The 18,256-nt window shown below is 40.5% G+C and carries 25 protein-coding genes and 2 pseudogenes; 8 read left to right on the top strand and 19 right to left on the bottom strand.

The features are described from left to right. Nucleotides 1-49 precede the first annotated feature (49 nt). Complete coding sequence (locus tag KUH03_RS22010) at nt 50-592, bottom strand: TetR/AcrR family transcriptional regulator (protein ID WP_223581494.1); 543 nt, start codon at nt 590-592, stop codon at nt 50-52. Nucleotides 593-768: 176 nt separating this feature from the next. Between KUH03_RS22010 and KUH03_RS22005 the strand changes: the two genes are divergently transcribed. The 4 genes from KUH03_RS22005 (at nt 769) to KUH03_RS21990 (ending at nt 3,505) form a co-directional block, all read left to right on the top strand. Further along, nucleotides 769-1,278 carry a carboxypeptidase-like regulatory domain-containing protein gene (locus tag KUH03_RS22005; protein WP_257096578.1) on the top strand — a complete coding sequence of 170 codons (510 nt, stop codon included), beginning with the start codon at nt 769-771 and terminating at the stop codon, nt 1,276-1,278. Between the two features lie 155 nt (nt 1,279-1,433). Then, the gene (locus tag KUH03_RS22000; protein WP_257096576.1) at nt 1,434-2,051 is read left to right on the top strand and encodes a hypothetical protein; all 618 of its coding nucleotides are present in this window, start codon (nt 1,434-1,436) and stop codon (nt 2,049-2,051) included. Further along, complete coding sequence (locus KUH03_RS21995; RefSeq protein ID WP_257096574.1) at nt 2,044-2,439, top strand: hypothetical protein; 396 nt, start codon at nt 2,044-2,046, stop codon at nt 2,437-2,439. The genes KUH03_RS22000 and KUH03_RS21995 overlap by 8 nt, the downstream gene beginning before the upstream one ends. Before the next feature lie 19 nt (nt 2,440-2,458). Next, entirely contained in the window at nt 2,459-3,505 is a 1,047-nt protein-coding gene (locus tag KUH03_RS21990; protein WP_257096573.1) for an outer membrane beta-barrel family protein, read from the top strand. Nucleotides 3,506-3,530: 25 nt separating this feature from the next. Here KUH03_RS21990 and KUH03_RS21985 read toward each other — a convergent pair whose 3' ends face one another. The 7 genes and pseudogenes from KUH03_RS21985 to KUH03_RS21955 form a co-directional block, all read right to left on the bottom strand. Then, nucleotides 3,531-3,881: a winged helix-turn-helix domain-containing protein gene (locus tag KUH03_RS21985; protein ID WP_257096571.1), complete on the bottom strand. Its 351-nt coding sequence runs from the start codon at nt 3,879-3,881 to the stop codon at nt 3,531-3,533. Then, nucleotides 3,854-4,204 (bottom strand): response regulator transcription factor, encoded by a 351-nt coding sequence (locus KUH03_RS21980; RefSeq protein ID WP_257096569.1) that lies wholly within the window; start codon nt 4,202-4,204, stop codon nt 3,854-3,856. Before KUH03_RS21980 ends, KUH03_RS21985 begins: the two co-directional genes overlap by 28 nt. Nucleotides 4,205-4,271: 67 nt before the next feature. Continuing rightward, a complete protein-coding gene (locus KUH03_RS21975) occupies nt 4,272-4,394 on the bottom strand; it encodes an ATP-binding protein (RefSeq protein WP_257096567.1) in 123 nt (40 codons plus the stop codon). Next, a complete protein-coding gene (locus KUH03_RS21970; RefSeq protein ID WP_373564836.1) occupies nt 4,391-4,780 on the bottom strand; it encodes a sensor histidine kinase in 390 nt (129 codons plus the stop codon). Before KUH03_RS21970 ends, KUH03_RS21975 begins: the two co-directional genes overlap by 4 nt. Further along, nucleotides 4,769-4,933 (bottom strand): annotated as a pseudogene (locus KUH03_RS21965) (histidine kinase dimerization/phospho-acceptor domain-containing protein); the annotation flags it as partial. The gene KUH03_RS21970 and the pseudogene KUH03_RS21965, both read right to left, overlap by 12 nt. 169 nt (nt 4,934-5,102) lie before the next feature. Next, nucleotides 5,103-5,285 carry a hypothetical protein gene (locus KUH03_RS21960; protein WP_257096565.1) on the bottom strand — a complete coding sequence of 61 codons (183 nt, stop codon included), beginning with the start codon at nt 5,283-5,285 and terminating at the stop codon, nt 5,103-5,105. Nucleotides 5,286-5,292: 7 nt separating this feature from the next. Continuing rightward, entirely contained in the window at nt 5,293-5,700 is a 408-nt protein-coding gene (locus KUH03_RS21955; protein WP_257096563.1) for a hypothetical protein, read from the bottom strand. A gap of 289 nt (nt 5,701-5,989) precedes the next feature. Between KUH03_RS21955 and KUH03_RS21950 the strand changes: the two genes are divergently transcribed. Both KUH03_RS21950 and KUH03_RS21945 read left to right on the top strand, forming a co-directional pair. Next, nucleotides 5,990-7,228: a DUF4270 domain-containing protein gene (locus KUH03_RS21950; RefSeq protein ID WP_257096561.1), complete on the top strand. Its 1,239-nt coding sequence runs from the start codon at nt 5,990-5,992 to the stop codon at nt 7,226-7,228. 328 nt (nt 7,229-7,556) lie between these two features. Continuing rightward, complete coding sequence (locus tag KUH03_RS21945; RefSeq protein ID WP_373564835.1) at nt 7,557-8,267, top strand: Kelch repeat-containing protein; 711 nt, start codon at nt 7,557-7,559, stop codon at nt 8,265-8,267. A 578-nt stretch (nt 8,268-8,845) separates the two neighbouring features. On the opposite strand, the gene KUH03_RS21940 is transcribed toward KUH03_RS21945, so the two are convergent. The 6 genes and pseudogenes from KUH03_RS21940 to KUH03_RS48955 all read right to left on the bottom strand — a co-directional run bounded on the left by KUH03_RS21940 (nt 8,846) and on the right by KUH03_RS48955 (nt 12,422). Beyond that, nucleotides 8,846-9,091, bottom strand: coding sequence for a glutaminyl-peptide cyclotransferase (locus tag KUH03_RS21940; protein WP_257096549.1), 246 nt, complete (start codon nt 9,089-9,091; stop codon nt 8,846-8,848). 5 nt (nt 9,092-9,096) lie between these two features. Then, nucleotides 9,097-9,632 (bottom strand): annotated as a pseudogene (locus tag KUH03_RS21935) (glutaminyl-peptide cyclotransferase). A gap of 423 nt (nt 9,633-10,055) precedes the next feature. Further along, nucleotides 10,056-10,412, bottom strand: coding sequence for a YraN family protein (locus tag KUH03_RS21930; protein ID WP_257096547.1), 357 nt, complete (start codon nt 10,410-10,412; stop codon nt 10,056-10,058). A 15-nt stretch (nt 10,413-10,427) separates the two neighbouring features. Continuing rightward, nucleotides 10,428-11,816: a DNA primase gene (locus KUH03_RS21925; RefSeq protein ID WP_373564777.1), complete on the bottom strand. Its 1,389-nt coding sequence runs from the start codon at nt 11,814-11,816 to the stop codon at nt 10,428-10,430. Beyond that, on the bottom strand, nt 11,795-12,211 hold the full coding sequence (locus tag KUH03_RS48960) for a hypothetical protein (RefSeq protein WP_373564776.1): 417 nt from the start codon (nt 12,209-12,211) through the stop codon (nt 11,795-11,797). Before KUH03_RS48960 ends, KUH03_RS21925 begins: the two co-directional genes overlap by 22 nt. After that, on the bottom strand, nt 12,162-12,422 hold the full coding sequence (locus tag KUH03_RS48955) for a CHC2 zinc finger domain-containing protein (protein ID WP_373564775.1): 261 nt from the start codon (nt 12,420-12,422) through the stop codon (nt 12,162-12,164). Before KUH03_RS48955 ends, KUH03_RS48960 begins: the two co-directional genes overlap by 50 nt. A 307-nt stretch (nt 12,423-12,729) precedes the next feature. On the opposite strand from KUH03_RS48955, the gene KUH03_RS21920 reads away from it, so the two are divergent. After that, complete coding sequence (locus tag KUH03_RS21920; RefSeq protein WP_257096546.1) at nt 12,730-14,115, top strand: nucleotide sugar dehydrogenase; 1,386 nt, start codon at nt 12,730-12,732, stop codon at nt 14,113-14,115. Nucleotides 14,116-14,254: 139 nt separating this feature from the next. On the opposite strand, the gene KUH03_RS21915 is transcribed toward KUH03_RS21920, so the two are convergent. The 5 genes from KUH03_RS21915 to KUH03_RS21900 form a co-directional block, all read right to left on the bottom strand. Beyond that, entirely contained in the window at nt 14,255-14,575 is a 321-nt protein-coding gene (locus KUH03_RS21915; protein ID WP_257096544.1) for a hypothetical protein, read from the bottom strand. Nucleotides 14,576-14,709: 134 nt separating this feature from the next. After that, a complete protein-coding gene (locus KUH03_RS21910) occupies nt 14,710-14,973 on the bottom strand; it encodes a M3 family metallopeptidase (RefSeq protein WP_257097211.1) in 264 nt (87 codons plus the stop codon). A gap of 17 nt (nt 14,974-14,990) precedes the next feature. Further along, the gene (locus KUH03_RS48950; protein WP_373564774.1) at nt 14,991-15,380 is read right to left on the bottom strand and encodes a M3 family metallopeptidase; all 390 of its coding nucleotides are present in this window, start codon (nt 15,378-15,380) and stop codon (nt 14,991-14,993) included. 29 nt (nt 15,381-15,409) lie between these two features. Further along, nucleotides 15,410-16,060, bottom strand: coding sequence for a M3 family metallopeptidase (locus KUH03_RS48945; protein WP_373564773.1), 651 nt, complete (start codon nt 16,058-16,060; stop codon nt 15,410-15,412). Beyond that, nucleotides 16,024-16,737: a hypothetical protein gene (locus KUH03_RS21900; protein WP_257096543.1), complete on the bottom strand. Its 714-nt coding sequence runs from the start codon at nt 16,735-16,737 to the stop codon at nt 16,024-16,026. The genes KUH03_RS48945 and KUH03_RS21900 overlap by 37 nt, the downstream gene beginning before the upstream one ends. A 424-nt stretch (nt 16,738-17,161) precedes the next feature. On the opposite strand from KUH03_RS21900, the gene KUH03_RS21895 reads away from it, so the two are divergent. Continuing rightward, a complete protein-coding gene (locus KUH03_RS21895) occupies nt 17,162-18,049 on the top strand; it encodes a DUF4407 domain-containing protein (protein WP_257096541.1) in 888 nt (295 codons plus the stop codon). Nucleotides 18,050-18,256: the final 207 nt, after the last annotated feature.

The following is an 18,256-nucleotide window of genomic DNA, read 5'->3' as shown; positions in this document are numbered from 1 at the left end:
GTAAGCTTAAACAACGAGAATCTAAATACTAGATACTCAATACTATAATCTAAATCAAATTATACTTTTTCTCCAGAAACAGCGTCAATTCCATAACATGCTCCAATTCGCCAATAGCTTCCTTTTTCCAAAATGAATCAATGATCAAGAGGAGGAATTGCGTTTCCAATTCAGGATTTTCATAGCCCAGTTCTTCAAAAGCACGATGGATAATCGGCTGCACTGGTTTCATGAACTGCTCATGTTGTTGTTTGGAGAACGGGTGGTGGGACAGGCGCTCCTGTAATTTCCAGAATATGGGTTCAGCACTGACCAACTTATTGGGAAGGTTGATCATGGTACGTAAAAAGTCTTTGGGTTCACGATAGGTCATCATCCCACGGTGATGGGTCAGGACCTTGCGATATCCGGATTTGATCAAATAGACCAAGAGTGCGTCTTTGTTACCAAAATGTTTGAATATCAAAGCCTCAGAAACGCCAGCGTTCTGCGCTATTGTTTTGGTAGACGTATTGGTATAGCCCTGGTCTGAAAAAAGCAGCAATGCTTCTTTCATAATACGCTCTTTTCTACTCAAAACACTTTCTTTCATATACTATGCCGTTCAGTTGATTTCTAATTCTACTGCAAATATATCTAATCTTTCCATTCAGTTAGGATTATTGTAACTAAAATGATAGTAATTCGTATCAAATAGTCGCATAAATTTGACAAATAAAAAAATAGAACCAACACCCGCGCCTAAAACCACGCAGACAACATCAACCAATGAAAATCAAAACCTGGACAACTGTTATCCTCTCGCTTAGTTTAATGCTGTTAAAAATGAATGCTTTTGCCCAGCAGTATATCTCGGGGAAGCTCATGGATAGCAACGGTTCAAAACCTATTTCAGGTGCCAGTGTTACGATCATTGCCTTAAAAGACTCCAGTAAGCTGCAAACACCAACGGATATCCTGGGCAAGTTTACCAGTGTCGCACTTCCCAATGGTGATTATCTGATTTCGGTACAGCCAATGGGCTATACGGCAGATATTCGGAAGATCAAATTAGCTGGTAAAACTGTGGAGGTAAACTTTAAGCTCAACAGCTCGGAGATCGTGCTGGACGAAATCAGCATCTCACCGACGAGTGTACAGGTGCGGGGCGATACCTTAGAATTTGATGCAAAAAAATATGTTACACCTGATTTTGCAGATGCCGACGAACTGGTCAAACAGATCCCGGGTGTAGAAATTGACGAAGATGGTAATGTAAAGGCGCAGGGGAAGCCGTAAGTAAGATTATTATTGATGGTCGCGAATTTTTCAGCACCGATCCAAAAGTAGCCCTTAAAAACTTACCCGCGGATGTCATTGCCAAAGTTCAGCTTATTGATGACAAAACCGAACAAGCGAAATTCAGTGGATTTGATGATGGAAAACGCCTAAAAGTGATCAATATTGTCACCAAACCGGATAAAAGAAAATCTTACTTTGGCAAAATCAGTGGTGGAGCTGGTCCGGATGAGAAGTATGCGATCAATACGCAGGTCACCAAAATGAACCCAAAGCGCCAATATTCCATAGATATCAATACCAATAACGTCAATCAGCCCAATGGTTTTGCGCCACGAGGCAACACGCGCGGACGCACAGGACAGGGCGTCACAACACGATTCAATGCTGGATTCAACTATCTCGACCGTTTTTTTGCGGACCGGATGGATTTCAACGCCAATTATACCTACAACTATACCGACAATAATACCATCAGCCAAAACAAAACGGAATATACGGCAGGCAATAGGGCCAACCAGATCAACAATCAACAGCAATCTGGCAGCACCTACACAAACAATCACGCCTTCTCCCTGCGGGCGAACTGGAAAATAGATTCTATTCAAAAGCTGGACATACAACCCAATTTTTCCTACCAGAGCAACAATAGGCATAGCAGCTCGCTGGGCAGTACCTTATTAAACCTGAGCGAAATGCTCAACCAATCCAACAGGAAACAGCAGTTTTGGCGAAAATTTCAACTGGGGTGGCGATCTGACTTATATGCGTAGGCTAAACAAACCGGGACGAACTATTAGTGTCAATTTTAATGGTTCTTTCAGCACAAACAAGGGGAATGCTGCAAACTATGCCTTGAATACCTATTATAGGAACGGGGAGTTTAGTCGAATTGACACCACAAACAATCGTAATTACTCAAATGGCGACAACAATGGCTTTCGCTCAAAAATCGCCTATACCGAGATGCTGGATAAATATTCCCGTTTGCAGGGTAATTACACCTTCCGAAATACGGCTCGTTATTCTGACCGTAAAACGTATGAATTCCTAGCGGAAACAGAACAATTGGGCGAGTTGAAAACCGTCTTTCGAATGAATTTCGCAATGACTTTGTTTACCATAGTGCTGGGGTATCCTATTTATTCAATAAAAAGATAGTATACGATTTCAAATCGGATTGGATTATCAGACCGCCAATCAGTTAAATGACAAACTATTTCCAAACAAATTAAAAACAAGGAGTCATTTCAACAGTCTGCTGCCAAACTTGAATTTCCAATATAACTTCAACAAGGAAACACGTATTGAATTGCGCTATAATGCCAAAACGAATACGCCTGCCATTGAGCAGTTACAGGATTTTATCGATAATCAGAACCCACTACGTATTACTTCGGGCAACCCAAACCTAAAACAGGAATATGACCACAACCTGGTTATGCAGTTTAGGTCTATCAATAAGGCTTCTGGTCGAAGCTTTACATCAGATTTTACGGCAGATTTTATTCAGGATAAGATTTCAAATACCATCTTTACAACCGATTCAGCATTTACCATTGAGAACGATGTCGTACTGGGGCCGGGAGGGCAATATATCAAACCCGAGAATTTTGATGGTGTCTACAACCTAAAGTGGCACAATAGCCTTGGTTATCGTATAGAACCCTTAAAGCTCAATATCAACCTAAATAATAATCTATATTTCAATCAAAACTACACCTTGTTGAATCTGGAAAAAGTAGATGCAAAAACATATGGTATGAGTCAACGCGTTGGCGTGAACACAGCGTTCAGTAAGGAACTGATCATCGGATTGGATTATAATGGAAATTTATCCTATTCAAAAAATTCGGCAACTGAAAAATCCAATTATTCTGTTTATAAACATACCATCAGCAATTCCATTGCGTTGACATTATTGCAAAGCTGGACCCTAAATTCGACGTTCAATTACTTATATAACGGAAGTATCCTCAACGCACCCAGTACAACGAGTTTATTGTGGAATGTTTCCGTCGGCAAGAAGCTGTTCAAAAAGAGAAATGCAGAGATCAACCTAACGGTTTTTGATATTTTTAATGACAATAAAAACGTCAATCAACAGGTCAACGACCTTTGGGTACGTGTATCCCAATCCAATGCAATTACCCGATATGCCATCTTGAGTTTTACCTATCATATACGGGGTATGGGCGGGAAGGCTAATCGAATGCGAAAAGAATAAAAAATCTCCACGTGGAACACCGTCATCAATCCACTGTAAGCATATAGCCGACCCCGCGTATATTGGTAATTTTGATCCTTGGGTCCTGGCTTAAATACTTCCGTATACGGCTAATAAATACATCCAGGCTTCGTCCTGTAAAGTACTTATCATGGCTCCAATAAGCACGCATGATCTCTTCTCTAGCGATTACCTTATCTTTCTGTTCGTAGAGCTTACGGAGGAGTTCACTTTCACGAAAAGACAACTTGAGCATTTCCTCCTGATAAATCAGCTGGTGCTTTAAACTGTCCAGTGTATAATCACCGATCATCAGCTTCTGTCCAAAGAGCATTTTGGGGCTATTCTTTAACAGGGACTCGATCCGTACGACCAATTCTTCGATTTTAAACGGTTTTTTGACATAGTCATCTCCCCGAGACGAAATCCCCGGACCACATCTTCTGTCTGCACTTTCGCTGTTAAGAAGATAATGGGAAGCAAGGAGTCCATCTCGCGGATTTTTGCCGCCAAGGTGAACCCATCCATGACAGGCATCATCACATCTACGACCATTATATCCGGTTTCGCTATGCTAAAAGAGTCCAAGGCCTCCTGCCCATTGTTGCAGTGTACGACATGAAAACCATTAGCCTCCAGACTATCTGCAACAATCATCGCCAGACTCGGTTCGTCCTCTACGTATAAAATATTAATCATAATTCCTGTAGTTCAATAATAATGCTTTTTCTATACTAATGTTATGTTGAAGATAGCTTTCTTTAGGTTAATATGGTAACCTGATCATAAAAGTACTCCCTTTTTCCAGCTCACTCGCTACACTGATCTTGCCCTCATGGCGTTTGACAACCTGCTTGACATAAGCAAGCCCCAGTCCAAAACCTTTCACATCATGTAAGTTGCCCGAAGGTACCTAAAAAACATATCGAAGATCTGCTGATGGTATTCGGCTGCAATACCTTTGCCATTATCCGTAATATGGATCTGGACATGCTCCTTAGCCCCTATTATTTCGACTTTAATCTTAACATGTGGTCCGGCATATTTAATGGCATTCTCCAATAGATTATTGATGACATTTTTCAGATGGGACTCATCTCCTTTGATCAGGATCGATCCAGGATCAGCAAAGAGCTCCACCTCTACTGTTTTTGTTTTATTAAGCTGAGCCACTTCAATCGCACTTGCCACCATCGCGATAATATCAAAATCCGATCGTTGCAATACTATTCCCCGAGAGGCGTCAATATCCATCTGCAAGACCTTTTCAATCATGCCGGAGAGGTGCTCAAGTTCCTTTTTAGAAATATCAAGGTAACGGTCCATCTTTACCTTATCTTCCCGCACTCCGTATAATTGTATGGCTTCAATCGCCGCCATTACGGTGGATACTGGAGTTTTCAATTCATGGGTCATATTGTCAACAAAGTTCTTTCGAGCTCCGCCATTTTATTTTGTTTAAAAATGGTTTTCATCAGGTAAAAGAAGGTTCCTAACAAAAGACCTATCAACAGCAGCGAAATCAGTAACTGCCAGCTCAAGCTATACAGCAGGTATTTCCAATCCTCCTGAAATTTAACAACGAGGAATTCATTCTTTAGGGGTTGACCATCATCGGTCTGGTCCAGGCCAGGTTCTTTTCCCGATATTCGCGACGCACGTCTTTTACCTGTTCACGTGGAATCGTCACGATACTCAGCTCATAGGGTACCGAAATGCTTTTATTGCTCAGTGATTCTTTGAATTTATTGTCGATCTGGTCTAGATTCGTTTTATTCATTTCAAAATCACGGAACAAAAGGGCGGAATAATAGCATTCTGATGATCACGATCTTTGGAATACATTTTACCTTTTCGATCGGGATCACCTCGAAAAGCGTGTTCTTTGTGTGGCTGGCGGGCACGTACCCTTTGCAAGGCCTCATCAAGCACCGTCTCCGGTACCGCAGGTAGAAGTTCTTTTTCACATCGTTGAGCAGTTGATCTCTTTCGGTCTCAGGCCCATCCAATCGTTGATCACCATTTTCCGCCTGGTATACCTCCTGTACCGCATTAAAGAGCGACCGCTCAGCTGTGGAAAGAAAAAGATCTCGCCGATTGGTATAACTTCCGTAAAGCCAGATCCCCAGCACAACGGTGATTCCTGTGCCTATTAAAACGATCAAGCTGATCAGCAATTTAAATCTTCTACCCATAATGAAAACAAATTTAAATTACTAGATTTGCAATCGCTGTGGTAATTAACCATATTTAACAAAATATAACACTGATTAACAGTAAGCATTGATTACTTTTGCACTATTCAAAAATTAATATGATCAAAAACTTTAAGAGACGTAGTATACAATTTTTACTTCCACTTTTTACGTTGGCAGCTTTTGTCGGTTGTAATAAAGACATTTCACTTTCTTTGGATAACTCAAGAGATGAAACGATTGGCGTAGTACCAATTGATACTGTTTCCGTGAAAGTTTCCACTTACCAATGGATCCTCTTCCAACTTCAAATACGGGTACGATTCTGGTAGGAAAAAATAGCAATGCTGTCACTGGTACTGTCAAGTCAACTTCTTATATGCGTTTGGGAATTGGTACAATAAACAGTACCGCCATTCCAGATGATGCGGTATTGGATTCTGTGTCTTTGGTTCTAAGTCCGAACAAATACTATTCTGGTGATACAACCAAAATGCAAAAAATCGCTGTTCATCGTGTTACGGATGATATCACCCTGACACCAATTGATCCGACACAGCCAACGACTGCACGACCATTTTATGTGACTGCAGCCAGTATATTCAGCAATAAGAAATTTGCTTATGAAAACACACCATTAGCAGAGCTGTCCTTTAACCCTCGTGTCAAAGCAACGGATTCATTGTTCTTTAAATTCAATAGTACCATTAGCAATGAACTTTTCAGATTGATCAAAGATGGTGATAACAAGATTCAAAATAACACGAGTTTTCAAGAATATTTCAAAGGGTTAGCGCTTGTTCCAGATAATAACAATACAGCGATTATCGGCTTTAAAGACACTGTTTTCCTACAGGTGCACTATTCTTTTGAAAACAATGAGGGAAACAAGACAAGAGGCAAGCAGTATTTTGCTATTGACAGCAAAACATACCAATATAACCAAATTGAGACAGATCGTTCGGCGACAAAGTTTGCATCGATGACGCTATCAAATCCGCAGATTGATGTTGAAAAAACCAACGGAAATACATTCTTAGAAGGTTCAAGTGGTGTTGTAGCGAAAATTGAGTTCCCTACGTTATTATCATTGGTCAATGATCCAACAATTTCAATCAATAAGGTGGAACTTGTCATTGAAGCAGAAAATAACCCGCTGGAAGGCTATGAGCAACCAAGTAATTTGGTCCTTATGGTCGCAAATAGCGAAGGGACGCCTATTAGTGCCTTAGCATCATTAGAGACTGCAAACGCGATGCAAGTGGCCCGATTGATTAAAATTGGAGACGCAAATGGTAAATACACCTTTAATTTGATTGATTATTTAAATAAAATTAAAACAACAGCATATAAAAACACTTCATTATATCTATCTTTACCCCCATTGCCAGTACCAGTTGGAACTGTAGGTGGGACTTCAGTAGCAATACCTCCACAGCTATCAAGTACAGCGAATCGGTTGATATTGGCAAAAGATGGTAATGATCCAAGAATTAAATTAAACATCCTTTATACTAAATTTCAATAATTTATGAACAAGAAAAATTGGCTACTCGTATTGTCAGCTTTTGTAGTTACAGTTACATCATTCTCTTCTTGTAAAAAAGCAACGACAACACTGAAGATAAATCTACTGAGTGGTTTCAAAAAGCAGCTTACAAAGGTCCACAAACTTCCTCTGCAGCAAGTTTTGTAATAAAAAACATCGCTTATGTAACTACAGGTCAATCAAACAATGCAGGTAGCAAGCCTGTTAATCTAAAAACACCTATGCTTATGATCCAGCATCCAACACGTGGAGCGAAAAAGATCCATTAGCGGATAATAACGCAGAAAGCAGTGGTCGTCGTGGTGCAATTGCTTTTGCTATCGGAGATTTTGGTTATGTAGGTGGCGGTAATGATGGCGCAAACTTCTTGAAAGATTTCTATAAATTTGACCCTTCAGCAGAAAAAGGAAAACAATGGACTAAAGTTGCTGATTTACCTATCGTATTAGCAAATGCTGTAGCATTTACTATCGGAGGAAAAGCCTATGTGGGTACAGGAGAGACAACGATTGCAAATGGTACTTCCTTTACCAATCAGTTTTTCAAATATGACCCAGATTTAAATAAATGGGAAGCCATTCCTGATGCTCCATTTACAGCTAAGAGAAAAGGTGCTTTTGTATTTGTATCGGGTAATGCCGCATATGTTGGCGGCGGAGTTTCCAATGGTGGTTACCCCGCAGATTTTTACAAATTTGATGGTAGCAAATGGACACAATTAGCAGATCTAAACAGAAACGATGGCACATATAGTTATGATATGACTCGTTCTAATGCTGCTGCTTTCGTTATCGGCAATAGTGGTTTCTTAGCTGGTGGATTAAAAGGGACTGCAATAAGTTCAGTTGTGAAATATAATATCAGCGGCGACTATTGGACAAGTGACAATACAGCCCTTGGTGGTGGTGCAAGACAAGATGCTGTTGCTTACACAATCGGATCAACTGGTTATGTTGCTACAGGCCTAAATGGTACAACTCGTTTTGATGATAACTGGAGCTTTGTTCCTGTTTATTAATAACAAAATATAAATCAATAGAAAAGGGATGGAACATATGTTTCATCCCTTTTTATAGTGTCTGTTTTTTTCTAAAAATGTCTGTTTTCTATTGGTCAGAAAGAACCTTCAGTTGATTTCATGGCTATTGATGCTTATAAGAGCATCAAGGTTTTATTGATTCTCGTTTTTTCATCAAGGTATCAATAAACTCACAGCCCTAGGTTTATTGGCCAAAAAGAACTTCAAGTTGATTTCCATTGTCGTTTGCGCTTGTGAAAGCAGGCAGGTTTTACGACAAGATCTGTCTTTGTTGGTTTCTGTCTGATCGCATTAGTTATAGAGGCCAAGATGTAAAGTAGTCCCTGCGATATAGCGTGGCGGCTACTTTTTAATGTTTGAAGGATCCATGCATCAATATCCTGCGTGCGACGAATTTATACGAGTTTGTGTTTCTCAGGAGGTCTATCCTGGACCAAGTCGCCTCGCATGAACGATCAATACCCTTTACATGATATTGGCGCTGTTAGACTCACAGTAAAAGAAAAGCGATACCCAGGGACATCGCTTTTCTTTTTATGCATTTCGCTTAATACGCGCTATTTTTCTATTGCTTTGATTTCATACAGTGTATTCCACAACTTACCAGTTACGAACAAGCGTTTATTGGCCTGATCATAGGCAATTCCATTCAGCTCATTATCATAAGCTGAAGTATGTTCATAGATTCCGACCAGATTAATCCTACTCTCTACAGCACCTGTCTCTGGATTGATAATTGCGAGAACATCCTTTTGATAGACATTCGCGTAAACTTTTCCATCAATATACTCCAATTCATTCAATTGATCTACGGACCATTCTCATCATATACACCAATTGAGCCCAACTCTTTACCAGTAACGGCATCCAGGAAAAACAATTTATTGGAGCCATCTGACTTGATCAAACGCTTTCCATCATAGGTAATCCCCAGCCCTCTTTACTATTTTCGTATTTAAATGAGCTCTCTTTTGTAAATGAATTTTTATCAAAGACGTATCCCTCACCTTGCTGCCAGGTTAGCATAAACAATTTATTACCCACTAAAGTCATCCCTTCAGCGAAAGTTTTCTCATCGAATTTGATTTCCTTCAAGACCTTTCCAGTCGTCAGGTCTACTTTTCTAAGGTTAGACTCACCATATCGTCCATTTGACTCATACAATACACCATCGGCAAACTGAAGTCCTTGGGTAAATGCTGTGGTATCATGCGGGTATTTGTTGACAACCTGGAATCCATAGTTCTTTGCACTTGCAGGAACTACATAGAACGTGCTGGATACGGAATCGGACTTTCCGCCACTGTAGACTGTTGCGGAAATATTGCGTGTGCCATAGGCCATATCTTTGGTCTCTACAGTGATCGCTACAGTATCTGTAGAGGAACCCACATGTTTGTCGTCCACAAAGTAAGCGACAGAATCCATGGTAATTGCGTCAAATTTCAATTTTAATTGCACTTGACTGCCCTTTAAAACGGCTTGGTTTGCACCAGGTGACGCAAATTCCAAAGCAGATTTTTTCGATTTACAGGAAGCAAAAGCAAGTGTTGCAATCGCAATAAAATACGTGATTTTTTTCATCTATATAATCTATTTTTAAAGCTGATGAAACGATCGCATTTTTATAAAACAGTATGTTTGAATAAACCATGATCGTTTCATTTTTATAATACAAAAAGTCTGATTCAAAACCAGAAATTTGGTAATCTGATGACTTACACAGCCAAGATATTTCATTTCAGATCGAATAGCGCAATACTATTCTCAACTATCCCAAAATGCATCTTTAATATAAGTAAGTTTTGAATGCGTGTTATTCGTTACAGCTATCACATCAAATCTCACTTCACCACTATATGCATATTTTAATATATAGGCTTGCGCCGCCCGAATCAGTCGCCGTTGCTTGCGCACATCCACAAATTCATAAGGCTCACCAAAATCTGTCGTCGACCGTGTTTTCACCTCCACGAATACCAGGGTATCTCCATCCATGACGATCAAATCTACTTCTAAATTCTTAAATCGCCAATTTCTTAACATTATTTTATAGCCCATCTCGATCAGGTATTCCATGGCCAACTGTTCGCCCTGTATTCCTATTTCAAGATGCTTCGCCATATCATCTGGATCACTTTACAATTGTATTTCCCAAAAATCCCCTAGAAGACGCTCCGCTTCTTTGAGTTTTTGATACTTAAAGATAAGCACTTCCAGATTAGCAACATCCTGTTCTTGCTTCATTTCCTCACGAATATGATGCATTTCCGCGCCTATCTTCTGCTTTTTTATCCGATAGATAGCCTCTACAACCAATTGTTTGAGATGCTCATACTCCTGAGTTACATAGATCTTGCGTTTGTCGTCATTCCAGTTTTCACTGAGTGAATATTTCGTCGCCACGCAATTGATCGCCAGTTCGGAAACTGCAGCATCCGCATGGGAATAAAACAATTTTGCATCGGGGATTTCATAATTTTCAGCAGCATCCCGATAAGCTTTCAGAATAAATGCAGCACCCTTATCTTTAAATTCGATATCGCTGATATTACCCAGCAAGACACCTGCAACTGGAATATCGCCATCCCCTTCCCAGGTCGCCAGGTAATCGCCGTAGTTGATCAGGATACGGACGATCTCACGCTCCTGCAGGATCTCAGCGGTCAGCTGTGTCGGTTGCTCTGTTGCTTCCATCGCTGGCAGGCCTCCACGCTCATCATCTGTCATAAAGAAATCAGGCGGTGGGCCATCCATTCCAAAAGGTGGCATCCCCGTATTTGCAGGGGTATTTTGAGCCTTGCGAGAGGCATCCTTATCAGCCTTTTTTGCCTTATTCAGCCTTATCTTGTTGAGCTCAGCAAGCAAAATACGTTCCTCAATATCCAATAAACTGCTACATTCCCGAATAAAAACAGAAACTTTAATCTCATCGGGAATCAAAGCAATACTCTCAACAACATCCCGTATTACTTCGGCCCTTTTGATCGGATCGTTGTTGGCATCGCGAAGTAAAATATTGGTCTTATAGAAAATAAAATCCTGCTGATGAGATTTCACGTAGTCCTTAAAGGCTGTGGCTCCATAGGTTTGCACATAGGAATCGGGATCATTCCCATCCGGGAAGAGCAATACCTTTACATTTAACCCTTCCTCCAGCAACATATCGGTACCACGTAATGAGGCTTTTATACCGGCTTCATCCCCATCATAGAGTATGGTTACATTTTTGGTAAATCTGGAAATCAATTTAATCTGACCTGTGGTCAGGGAAGTTCCCGAGGAAGAAACCACATTTTCAACACCGGCCTGATGTACAGATAGAACGTCCGCATAGCCCTCGACGAGATAGCAGTTGTCCTCTTCCATGATTGCCTTTTTGGCAAAATTCAACCCATAGAGTACATCTGACTTATGATAGATCTCACTTTCGGGCGAGTTCACATATTTGGCGACCTTCTTATCCGTTTTTAGCGTACGTCCACCAAACCCGATAATACGTCCGGTTAAATTATGGATCGGGAACATGACACGCCCCTAAAGCGATCGTAGAGCGATTTATCGTCACGTTCAATAGCCAGTCCACTTGCAGCCAGGTAATCCGGATGGAAGCCCGCTTCCTGCGCCTTATCCACCAGTGCCGTCCACTCTTCGGGCGAATAACCCAGTTCGAATTTCTTGATGATATCTTCACGGTATCCCCGCTCTTTGAAATAGTTGAGTCCGATGACTTGCCCCATTTCACTTTTCCAGAGCTGTTCTACGAAAAATTTACCTGCCCAGGCACTCAAGACATACAGACTTTCTCTTTTATCCTGCGCAGCAAGCTGTGCTGGAGACCGCTCAACTTCTTCAATCTCAATGGAATATTTATCAGCCAGGTAACGAATCGCTTCGGGATAGGAGAACTTTTCCAGTTCCATCACAAATTTGAGGGAATCCCCCAACACCACAGCCAAAACATTTGTAGATACCTTTTGAGACAGAAACGTGGAATGAAGGTGTTTTTTCGTGGTGAAATGGACAGTTTCCGATCAACGAAGTACCACGCTTCTTTAAATCAACGAAGTCTCCCACCACTTCCTCTATGCGTGCCGTTTCCAGTACTTTGTCAATAACTTCTTGCTTTATCAAAATCGTGCTCCTATTTTTAATGTAAAATTAGTATAAATCTGATAGATTTTAGTCCCGATCCAATTATTTATACAGCCCCTTTGTTGTCTAAACAAACTGCTCAAAAAGAGATTTAACCCCAGCTAATCCGCCCACGTTAGTTCTTATACCTTTAGATTGAGCCAGACAAAGGCTTCGATGGAACCACTATGCTACAATAACGTCCTATTTTTATACTTTCGAAATGAAATATTGACTTTTATCGACAAAAACAATTTCGAATTCTTTACATTTGTTGTTCAATTTATAGCTGATTAAGATAATCAAAATGAGTAAAACTATCAAGAAAATATGCTGTATAGGAGCTGGTTACGTGGGCGGTCCGACCATGTCGGTTGTTGCGAAACAATGTCCTCATATTGAGATCACCATTGTTGATATGAATGCCGAGCGTATTGCAGCCTGGAATGATGAAAACCTGGAAAACCTTCCTGTTTATGAACCAGGGCTCCAAGAAATCGTTGCTGAAGCGAGGGGACGCAATTTGTTTTTCTCAACCGATATCAACAAGGCTATTGATGAGGCCGATATGATTTTTATCTCGGTCAATACCCCAACCAAGAATTACGGAAAAGGAAAGGGGATGGCTGCGGATTTAAAATATATTGAGCTTTGTGCTCGTCAGATCGCGGCAGTCGCCAAAGACGATAAGATTGTTGTCGAAAAATCCACTCTTCCGGTACGTACAGCAGCGGCATTGAAAAGTATCCTTGATAATACCGGCAACGGTGTGAATTTTCATATTTTATCCAATCCGGAATTCCTCGCCGAAGGAACGGCAATACAGGATTTGATCAATCCGGACCGTGTACTTATCGGCGGTGAAAATGAAGAAGCAATTGCAGCATTAGTAGATATCTATGCACATTGGGTAGATCAAAGCAAAATCTTGACGACAAATCTATGGTCTTCCGAGCTTTCTAAATTGACCGCCAACGCTTTTCTGGCGCAACGGGTCTCTTCTATTAATTCGATCTCTGCTCTTTGTGAGAAAACGGGAGCCAATGTTGATGAGGTGTCCAAAGCTATTGGTATGGATACACGTATAGGCGCTAAATTTTTAAAGGCATCGGTTGGCTTCGGCGGGTCATGTTTTCAGAAAGACATCCTCAACCTCGTCTATATCGCACGCAGTTATGGGCTTACGGAAGTCGCTGAATACTGGGATCAGGTTATTTTAATGAATGATTATCAAAAGCAACGTTTTGCTGACAATATCATCCAGACATTGTACAATACCGTATCGGGAAAAAAAGATTGCCTTTTGGGCTGGGCATTTAAAAAAGATACCAATGATACCCGTGAATCCGCAGCGATCTACGTTGCCGATTATCTATTAAATGAGCAGGCAGAAATTACGGTGTACGATCCAAAAGTATCTGCGGAACGTATTTACGCTGACTTGGATTATCTGAACACGCGTTCATCGGAAGAAAATAGGCTCTTGGTCAAAGTTGTCAATACGCCTTATGAAGCCTGCGACGACGCACACGCTGTTGCCATATTAACAGAATGGGATGAATTCAAAAGCTATGACTGGAAGAAGATCAAAGATCAGATGAAGAAACCTGCCTTTGTATTTGATGGCCGGAAACTATTGAATCGAAAACAGCTTGAAGATCTCGATTTTAAATATTATGCGATAGGCGAATAACCGCATCACGAGATAAAGAAGAACCCTCAGTAGCTATCTGTATGTTCATACGGATATCACTGAGGGTTTTGTTTGTGCCTGTTGGCAACGCATAAGGAAAGAGAGATGAAACACAAGCGAAGCAACAGGACTTTTTATCTTAATTGTTTAACATGCCATAAAATTCATTCATGTAATACGATTCTTGTAAGGCATCCCTAAAGTTTTGCCATTGCTCTTCGTCAAACGAGAAAACAATATCAGGATAGGGCGTCTTCATAATCAAGCGAAATTCACCATCCGGGAATGAACTGAAGAAAAGTTCGTCGCCATTACTCTTAATGATGTTCAGAAAATCGAAAAACTTATTCTGTGTAAATGTCAGTACAAAATTTTGCTGCCAGATATAATATGTTCTGCACTTGTGGCAAACACTAATGTGGGTATCTCCGCGTTGACTTAGAATCTTGGTATCACACATACTATATACATTTATTTAGACTCATTATAAATAATATTCAAATGTAAGCATTGTTTTTAGAATAACAAGTATGAAAACAAAAAAAGGAGATATATTTTTATATATCTCCTTTTTTTGTTTTGTAGTGGATTAATTCAATCCTCTTTTTTCAATAAATATTTCGGATCTGGGTCTGCACCTCTAAAGGTCCGGTACATTTTTGCCGGATCATCTGTTCCTCCTTTTTCGAGAACATTCTTACGGAATGAATCCGCTGTTGCTTTATCGTACAAAGATTTCTCTTTGAAGGCTGCAAAAGCATCTGAATCCAATACTTCCGACCAGATATAAGCATAGTATCCAGCTGAATAACCTCCAGCGAAGACATGCTGAAAATAAGTACTTCTATAACGCGGGATAATTGCGTCAATAATACCTATTTTCTTGCTGCTTTTTCAAATCCATTGACATCTTTCGAAATTTCCTTGGTTGCCGCATGGTAATCCATATCCAACAATGCTGCTGAAAGATATTCCACCGTTGCAAAGCCTTGGTCAAAAGTACCTGCTTTTTCCATTTTTTGGATCAATGAATCTGGCATGGCCTCTTTGGTCTTAAAATGTTTTGCATAGGTCTTTAATACCTCTGGATCTGCTGCCCAATTTTCCATGATCTGCGATGGCAATTCGACAAAGTCACGTGGTACGGAAGTACCGGCCATTGATCTGTATCTGACATTGGAAAGTAATCCATGTAAAGCATGTCCAAATTCATGAAATAGCGTAGTCGCCTCATCAAATGTCAGCAATGCAGGGTTTTTACCCACAGGTTTTGTGAAATTACATACAATAGAAATTACCGGAGCAACGCGTTTGCCATCTTTGTAGATTGATTGCGGTAAGATGTCATCCAAGCGCCGCCACGTTTAGACTCACGTGGAAAGAAGTCTGCATACAAAAGTCCCAGATGTGAGCCATCTTTGTCTTTCACTTCGTACACTTCTACTTCTTTATGATAGGTTGGCACATTGTTAAGGGCAACAAATGTCAAACCATATAGTTTGTTTGCTACTGCAAAAGCGCCTTCACGTACTGTTGGTAAGCTCAAATAAGGTTTGATTTCATCTTCATCCAGTGCAAAGCGTTTTTTACGGATAATCTCTGTATAATATCTCCAATCGTAAGGTGCAACTGCAAAAGTACCACCTTCGCCTTTAATCTCTTTTGCGATATCCGCCTCTTCGCCTTTTGCTTTCGCCAAAGCCGGTGTCCATAACTTATTCAATAAAGCATATACATTTTCAGGTGTCTTAGCCATGGATTCCTCCAAGACATAGGCCGCATGCGATTTATAGCCCAATAGCTTCGCTTTTTGAAGACGAAGGTTGACGATTTTCTGAATGATTTCTTTGTTATCATTTGTGTTATCGTGGTTTCCGCGCATTTGATATGCTTCCCAGATCTGTTTTCTCAGTTCCCGGTTTTTGGCATATTGCAGGAAAGGCATGATCGAAGGATTCTGTAAGGTAAATACCCATTTATCCTTTTACCTTTGGCAACAGCTTCTTCGGCAGCCGCAGTTTTTAATGATTCCGGCAGGCCTTCCAATTGACTTGCCGAATCAACCACCAGTTGATAGGCATTGGTTTCAGCTAATAGGTTCTGTCCGAACTGTGTTGTCAATGTCGAAAGTTCGGCATTGATCTTTTTCATTTTTTCTTTATCCGCATCTTTTAGATTTGCGCCAGAACGCACGAAGCTTTTATAAGTCTCTTCTAGGAGTTTGTCGTCTTGGGCGTCCAGACCAAGTGTATTGCGGCTATTCCAAACTTCCTTGATTTTATCAAATAATTTGGAGTTCATCGAAATTTCATCCGAATGGCTAGACAATATTGGGGCTAGATCTTTTGCGATCGCCTGAATGCTATCGTTAGTATTTGCACTATTGAGGTTATGAAATACAGTAGATACATTATTTAGCAAGCTTCCAGCATTTTCAAGGGCTACTATCGTATTTTGGAAAGTCGCTTTATCGGAGTTATCGACTATAGAGTCAATTTCCAAATTATGTACTTTTATTGCCTCTTCAAAGGCAGGCCTGAAATGTTCGGTTTTGATCTTGTCAAATGGTGGAACATTAAAGGGTGTTTCATAGGCCAACAAAAGAGGATTATCTGTCATCATTTTTTTTCCTCACAACCAACAATCGCAGTTGCCACTATCATTAAAAATGGCAAAAGTTGTCTTTTCTTCATATCGTCTGATTATTCCTGATTTTTTTCCAAAGATAATAAAATTAGGCAAATAAAGTCCCGGTTCTTTGCATCGCAAGCGACTGAAAAAACGTCATCCTATTGTAAAACAAAAACTTATTCGTAACCTTGTTAAAAATAATCTGTCAATTTGGGTAAAAATATTTAAATGAGCGCTATTAACCGTTTCTTTTGGAGATGTGCAGGTGCACATCAAGAAACTCTTGAAAAGTATCCGGAGGAGCATAGTAAGTACACAGCCATAGGTGCTACTATTTTTTTACCGGTTTGTTCGCCAGTCTCTCTGGCGGCTATGCGATGTATTTTGTGTTTAGTGGGGAACACTGGACTGGTTCTTGGCAATCGTATTCGGAATCATTTGGGGTCTGGCGATTTTCAACATGGACCGTTATATCGTACTGAGTATCAATAAATCAAAAAGTGGCTGGATGCAGCTCTTGCAGGCGCTACCGCGTATTCTGTTGGCTATATTAATTGGTTTAGTTATTTCTCGGCCTTTGGAACTGAAAATTTTTGACAAGGAGATCCGTGAGAATTTACGCGTACGTTTCCTCGCTGACCAACGCGCAAAAATTGATACCCTGAACAGTACTTTCAATAAAAAATACAGCAACGAGGTCAATCAACTAAAAGCGATAAGTGTAGAACGTGATTCACTGGAATCAGGTATCAAGACCGATCGCACCAAATTGAATTATGAAATCTATGGAAATAAAACCACAGAGACATCGGGTGTGATGGGTTATGGTCCTTATGCTAAAATGAAGGAAGAAGAACTCAAAAAGAAAGAAGCTTATCTGGACACGCTACGGAATAAGATAGCAGCACAACAAAATGCTATCCGTCAAAAGCAAAAATTTGAAGGAATACTGGATCAAAAGGTTTTGTCAAATGCCTCACTGGACAGTGCTGTCAACGTCGCAGGTTTTGCTGATCGCAATTCGGCGCTAGGTAATCTACGCTATGATGCCAATGGAAAGGTCAATGAATCCAATGCGAATGCGGTATTCTTTATCGCGCTACTCTTTGTGTTTTTAGAATGTCTTCCTGTCATTGTCAAACTGTTGGCCGGACGTGATCCTTATGACAATGAAATCCAAAATCTAAGAACCTTACATGATTACGAATCAGACACCAATCTCGTTGTCGAGAAAGAGGCTGTTGATCGCTTAAAGGATACTTATGTAGATGTTTCGATCAATAAACGCATGAAAGAGCTGTAGGGAGGTATTAGTATTGAGTAGTTAGTAGTGCGTATTGAGACTTTGGTGGGGCAAGCCTTCGGCTTACGGCCTTAGCTTGAGGATTGAAGAGCTTGTTTGCAAGAAGCCTAGTGCTTTTATGACCAGCGCTTCAATCTTTGTTCTTATGCCTGCACAACCTGTCGAACCGGAAGGTTTGACTACTCCGTCTCTCTTTTTCGAAACAAT

It is taken from the genome of Sphingobacterium sp. E70, assembly GCF_019285695.1.
In the GTDB taxonomy this organism is placed as follows: Bacteria; Bacteroidota; Bacteroidia; order Sphingobacteriales; family Sphingobacteriaceae; genus Sphingobacterium; species Sphingobacterium detergens.
The sequence above is the reverse complement of the archived record's forward strand: the minus strand, read 5'-3'. Positions and strand labels throughout refer to the sequence as shown.

Excerpts from the sequence above, each read along its gene's own strand:
- KUH03_RS48960 (WP_373564776.1), bottom strand. The coding sequence starts at position 12,211 with ATGGAACTGGAAAAGTTCTCCTATCCCGAAGCGATTCGTTACCTGGCT.
- KUH03_RS21900 (WP_257096543.1), bottom strand. The coding sequence starts at position 16,737 with ATGATGACAGATAATCCTCTTTTGTTGGCCTATGAAACACCCTTTAAT.
- KUH03_RS21930 (WP_257096547.1), bottom strand. The coding sequence starts at position 10,412 with ATGGCGAAGCATCTTGAAATAGGAATACAGGGCGAACAGTTGGCCATG.
- KUH03_RS21970 (WP_373564836.1), bottom strand. The coding sequence starts at position 4,780 with ATGATTGAAAAGGTCTTGCAGATGGATATTGACGCCTCTCGGGGAATA.
- KUH03_RS48945 (WP_373564773.1), bottom strand. The coding sequence starts at position 16,060 with ATGCCTTTCCTGCAATATGCCAAAAACCGGGAACTGAGAAAACAGATC.
- KUH03_RS22010 (WP_223581494.1), bottom strand. The coding sequence starts at position 592 with ATGAAAGAAAGTGTTTTGAGTAGAAAAGAGCGTATTATGAAAGAAGCA.
- KUH03_RS21960 (WP_257096565.1), bottom strand. The coding sequence starts at position 5,285 with ATGAATAAAACGAATCTAGACCAGATCGACAATAAATTCAAAGAATCA.
- KUH03_RS21995 (WP_257096574.1), top strand. The coding sequence starts at position 2,044 with ATGCGTAGGCTAAACAAACCGGGACGAACTATTAGTGTCAATTTTAAT.
- KUH03_RS21920 (WP_257096546.1), top strand. The coding sequence starts at position 12,730 with ATGAGTAAAACTATCAAGAAAATATGCTGTATAGGAGCTGGTTACGTG.
- KUH03_RS22005 (WP_257096578.1), top strand. The coding sequence starts at position 769 with ATGAAAATCAAAACCTGGACAACTGTTATCCTCTCGCTTAGTTTAATG.
- KUH03_RS21915 (WP_257096544.1), bottom strand. The coding sequence starts at position 14,575 with ATGTGTGATACCAAGATTCTAAGTCAACGCGGAGATACCCACATTAGT.
- KUH03_RS21950 (WP_257096561.1), top strand. The coding sequence starts at position 5,990 with ATGGATCCTCTTCCAACTTCAAATACGGGTACGATTCTGGTAGGAAAA.
- KUH03_RS21980 (WP_257096569.1), bottom strand. The coding sequence starts at position 4,204 with ATGATTAATATTTTATACGTAGAGGACGAACCGAGTCTGGCGATGATT.
- KUH03_RS21955 (WP_257096563.1), bottom strand. The coding sequence starts at position 5,700 with ATGGGTAGAAGATTTAAATTGCTGATCAGCTTGATCGTTTTAATAGGC.
- KUH03_RS21925 (WP_373564777.1), bottom strand. The coding sequence starts at position 11,816 with ATGTTCCCGATCCATAATTTAACCGGACGTATTATCGGGTTTGGTGGA.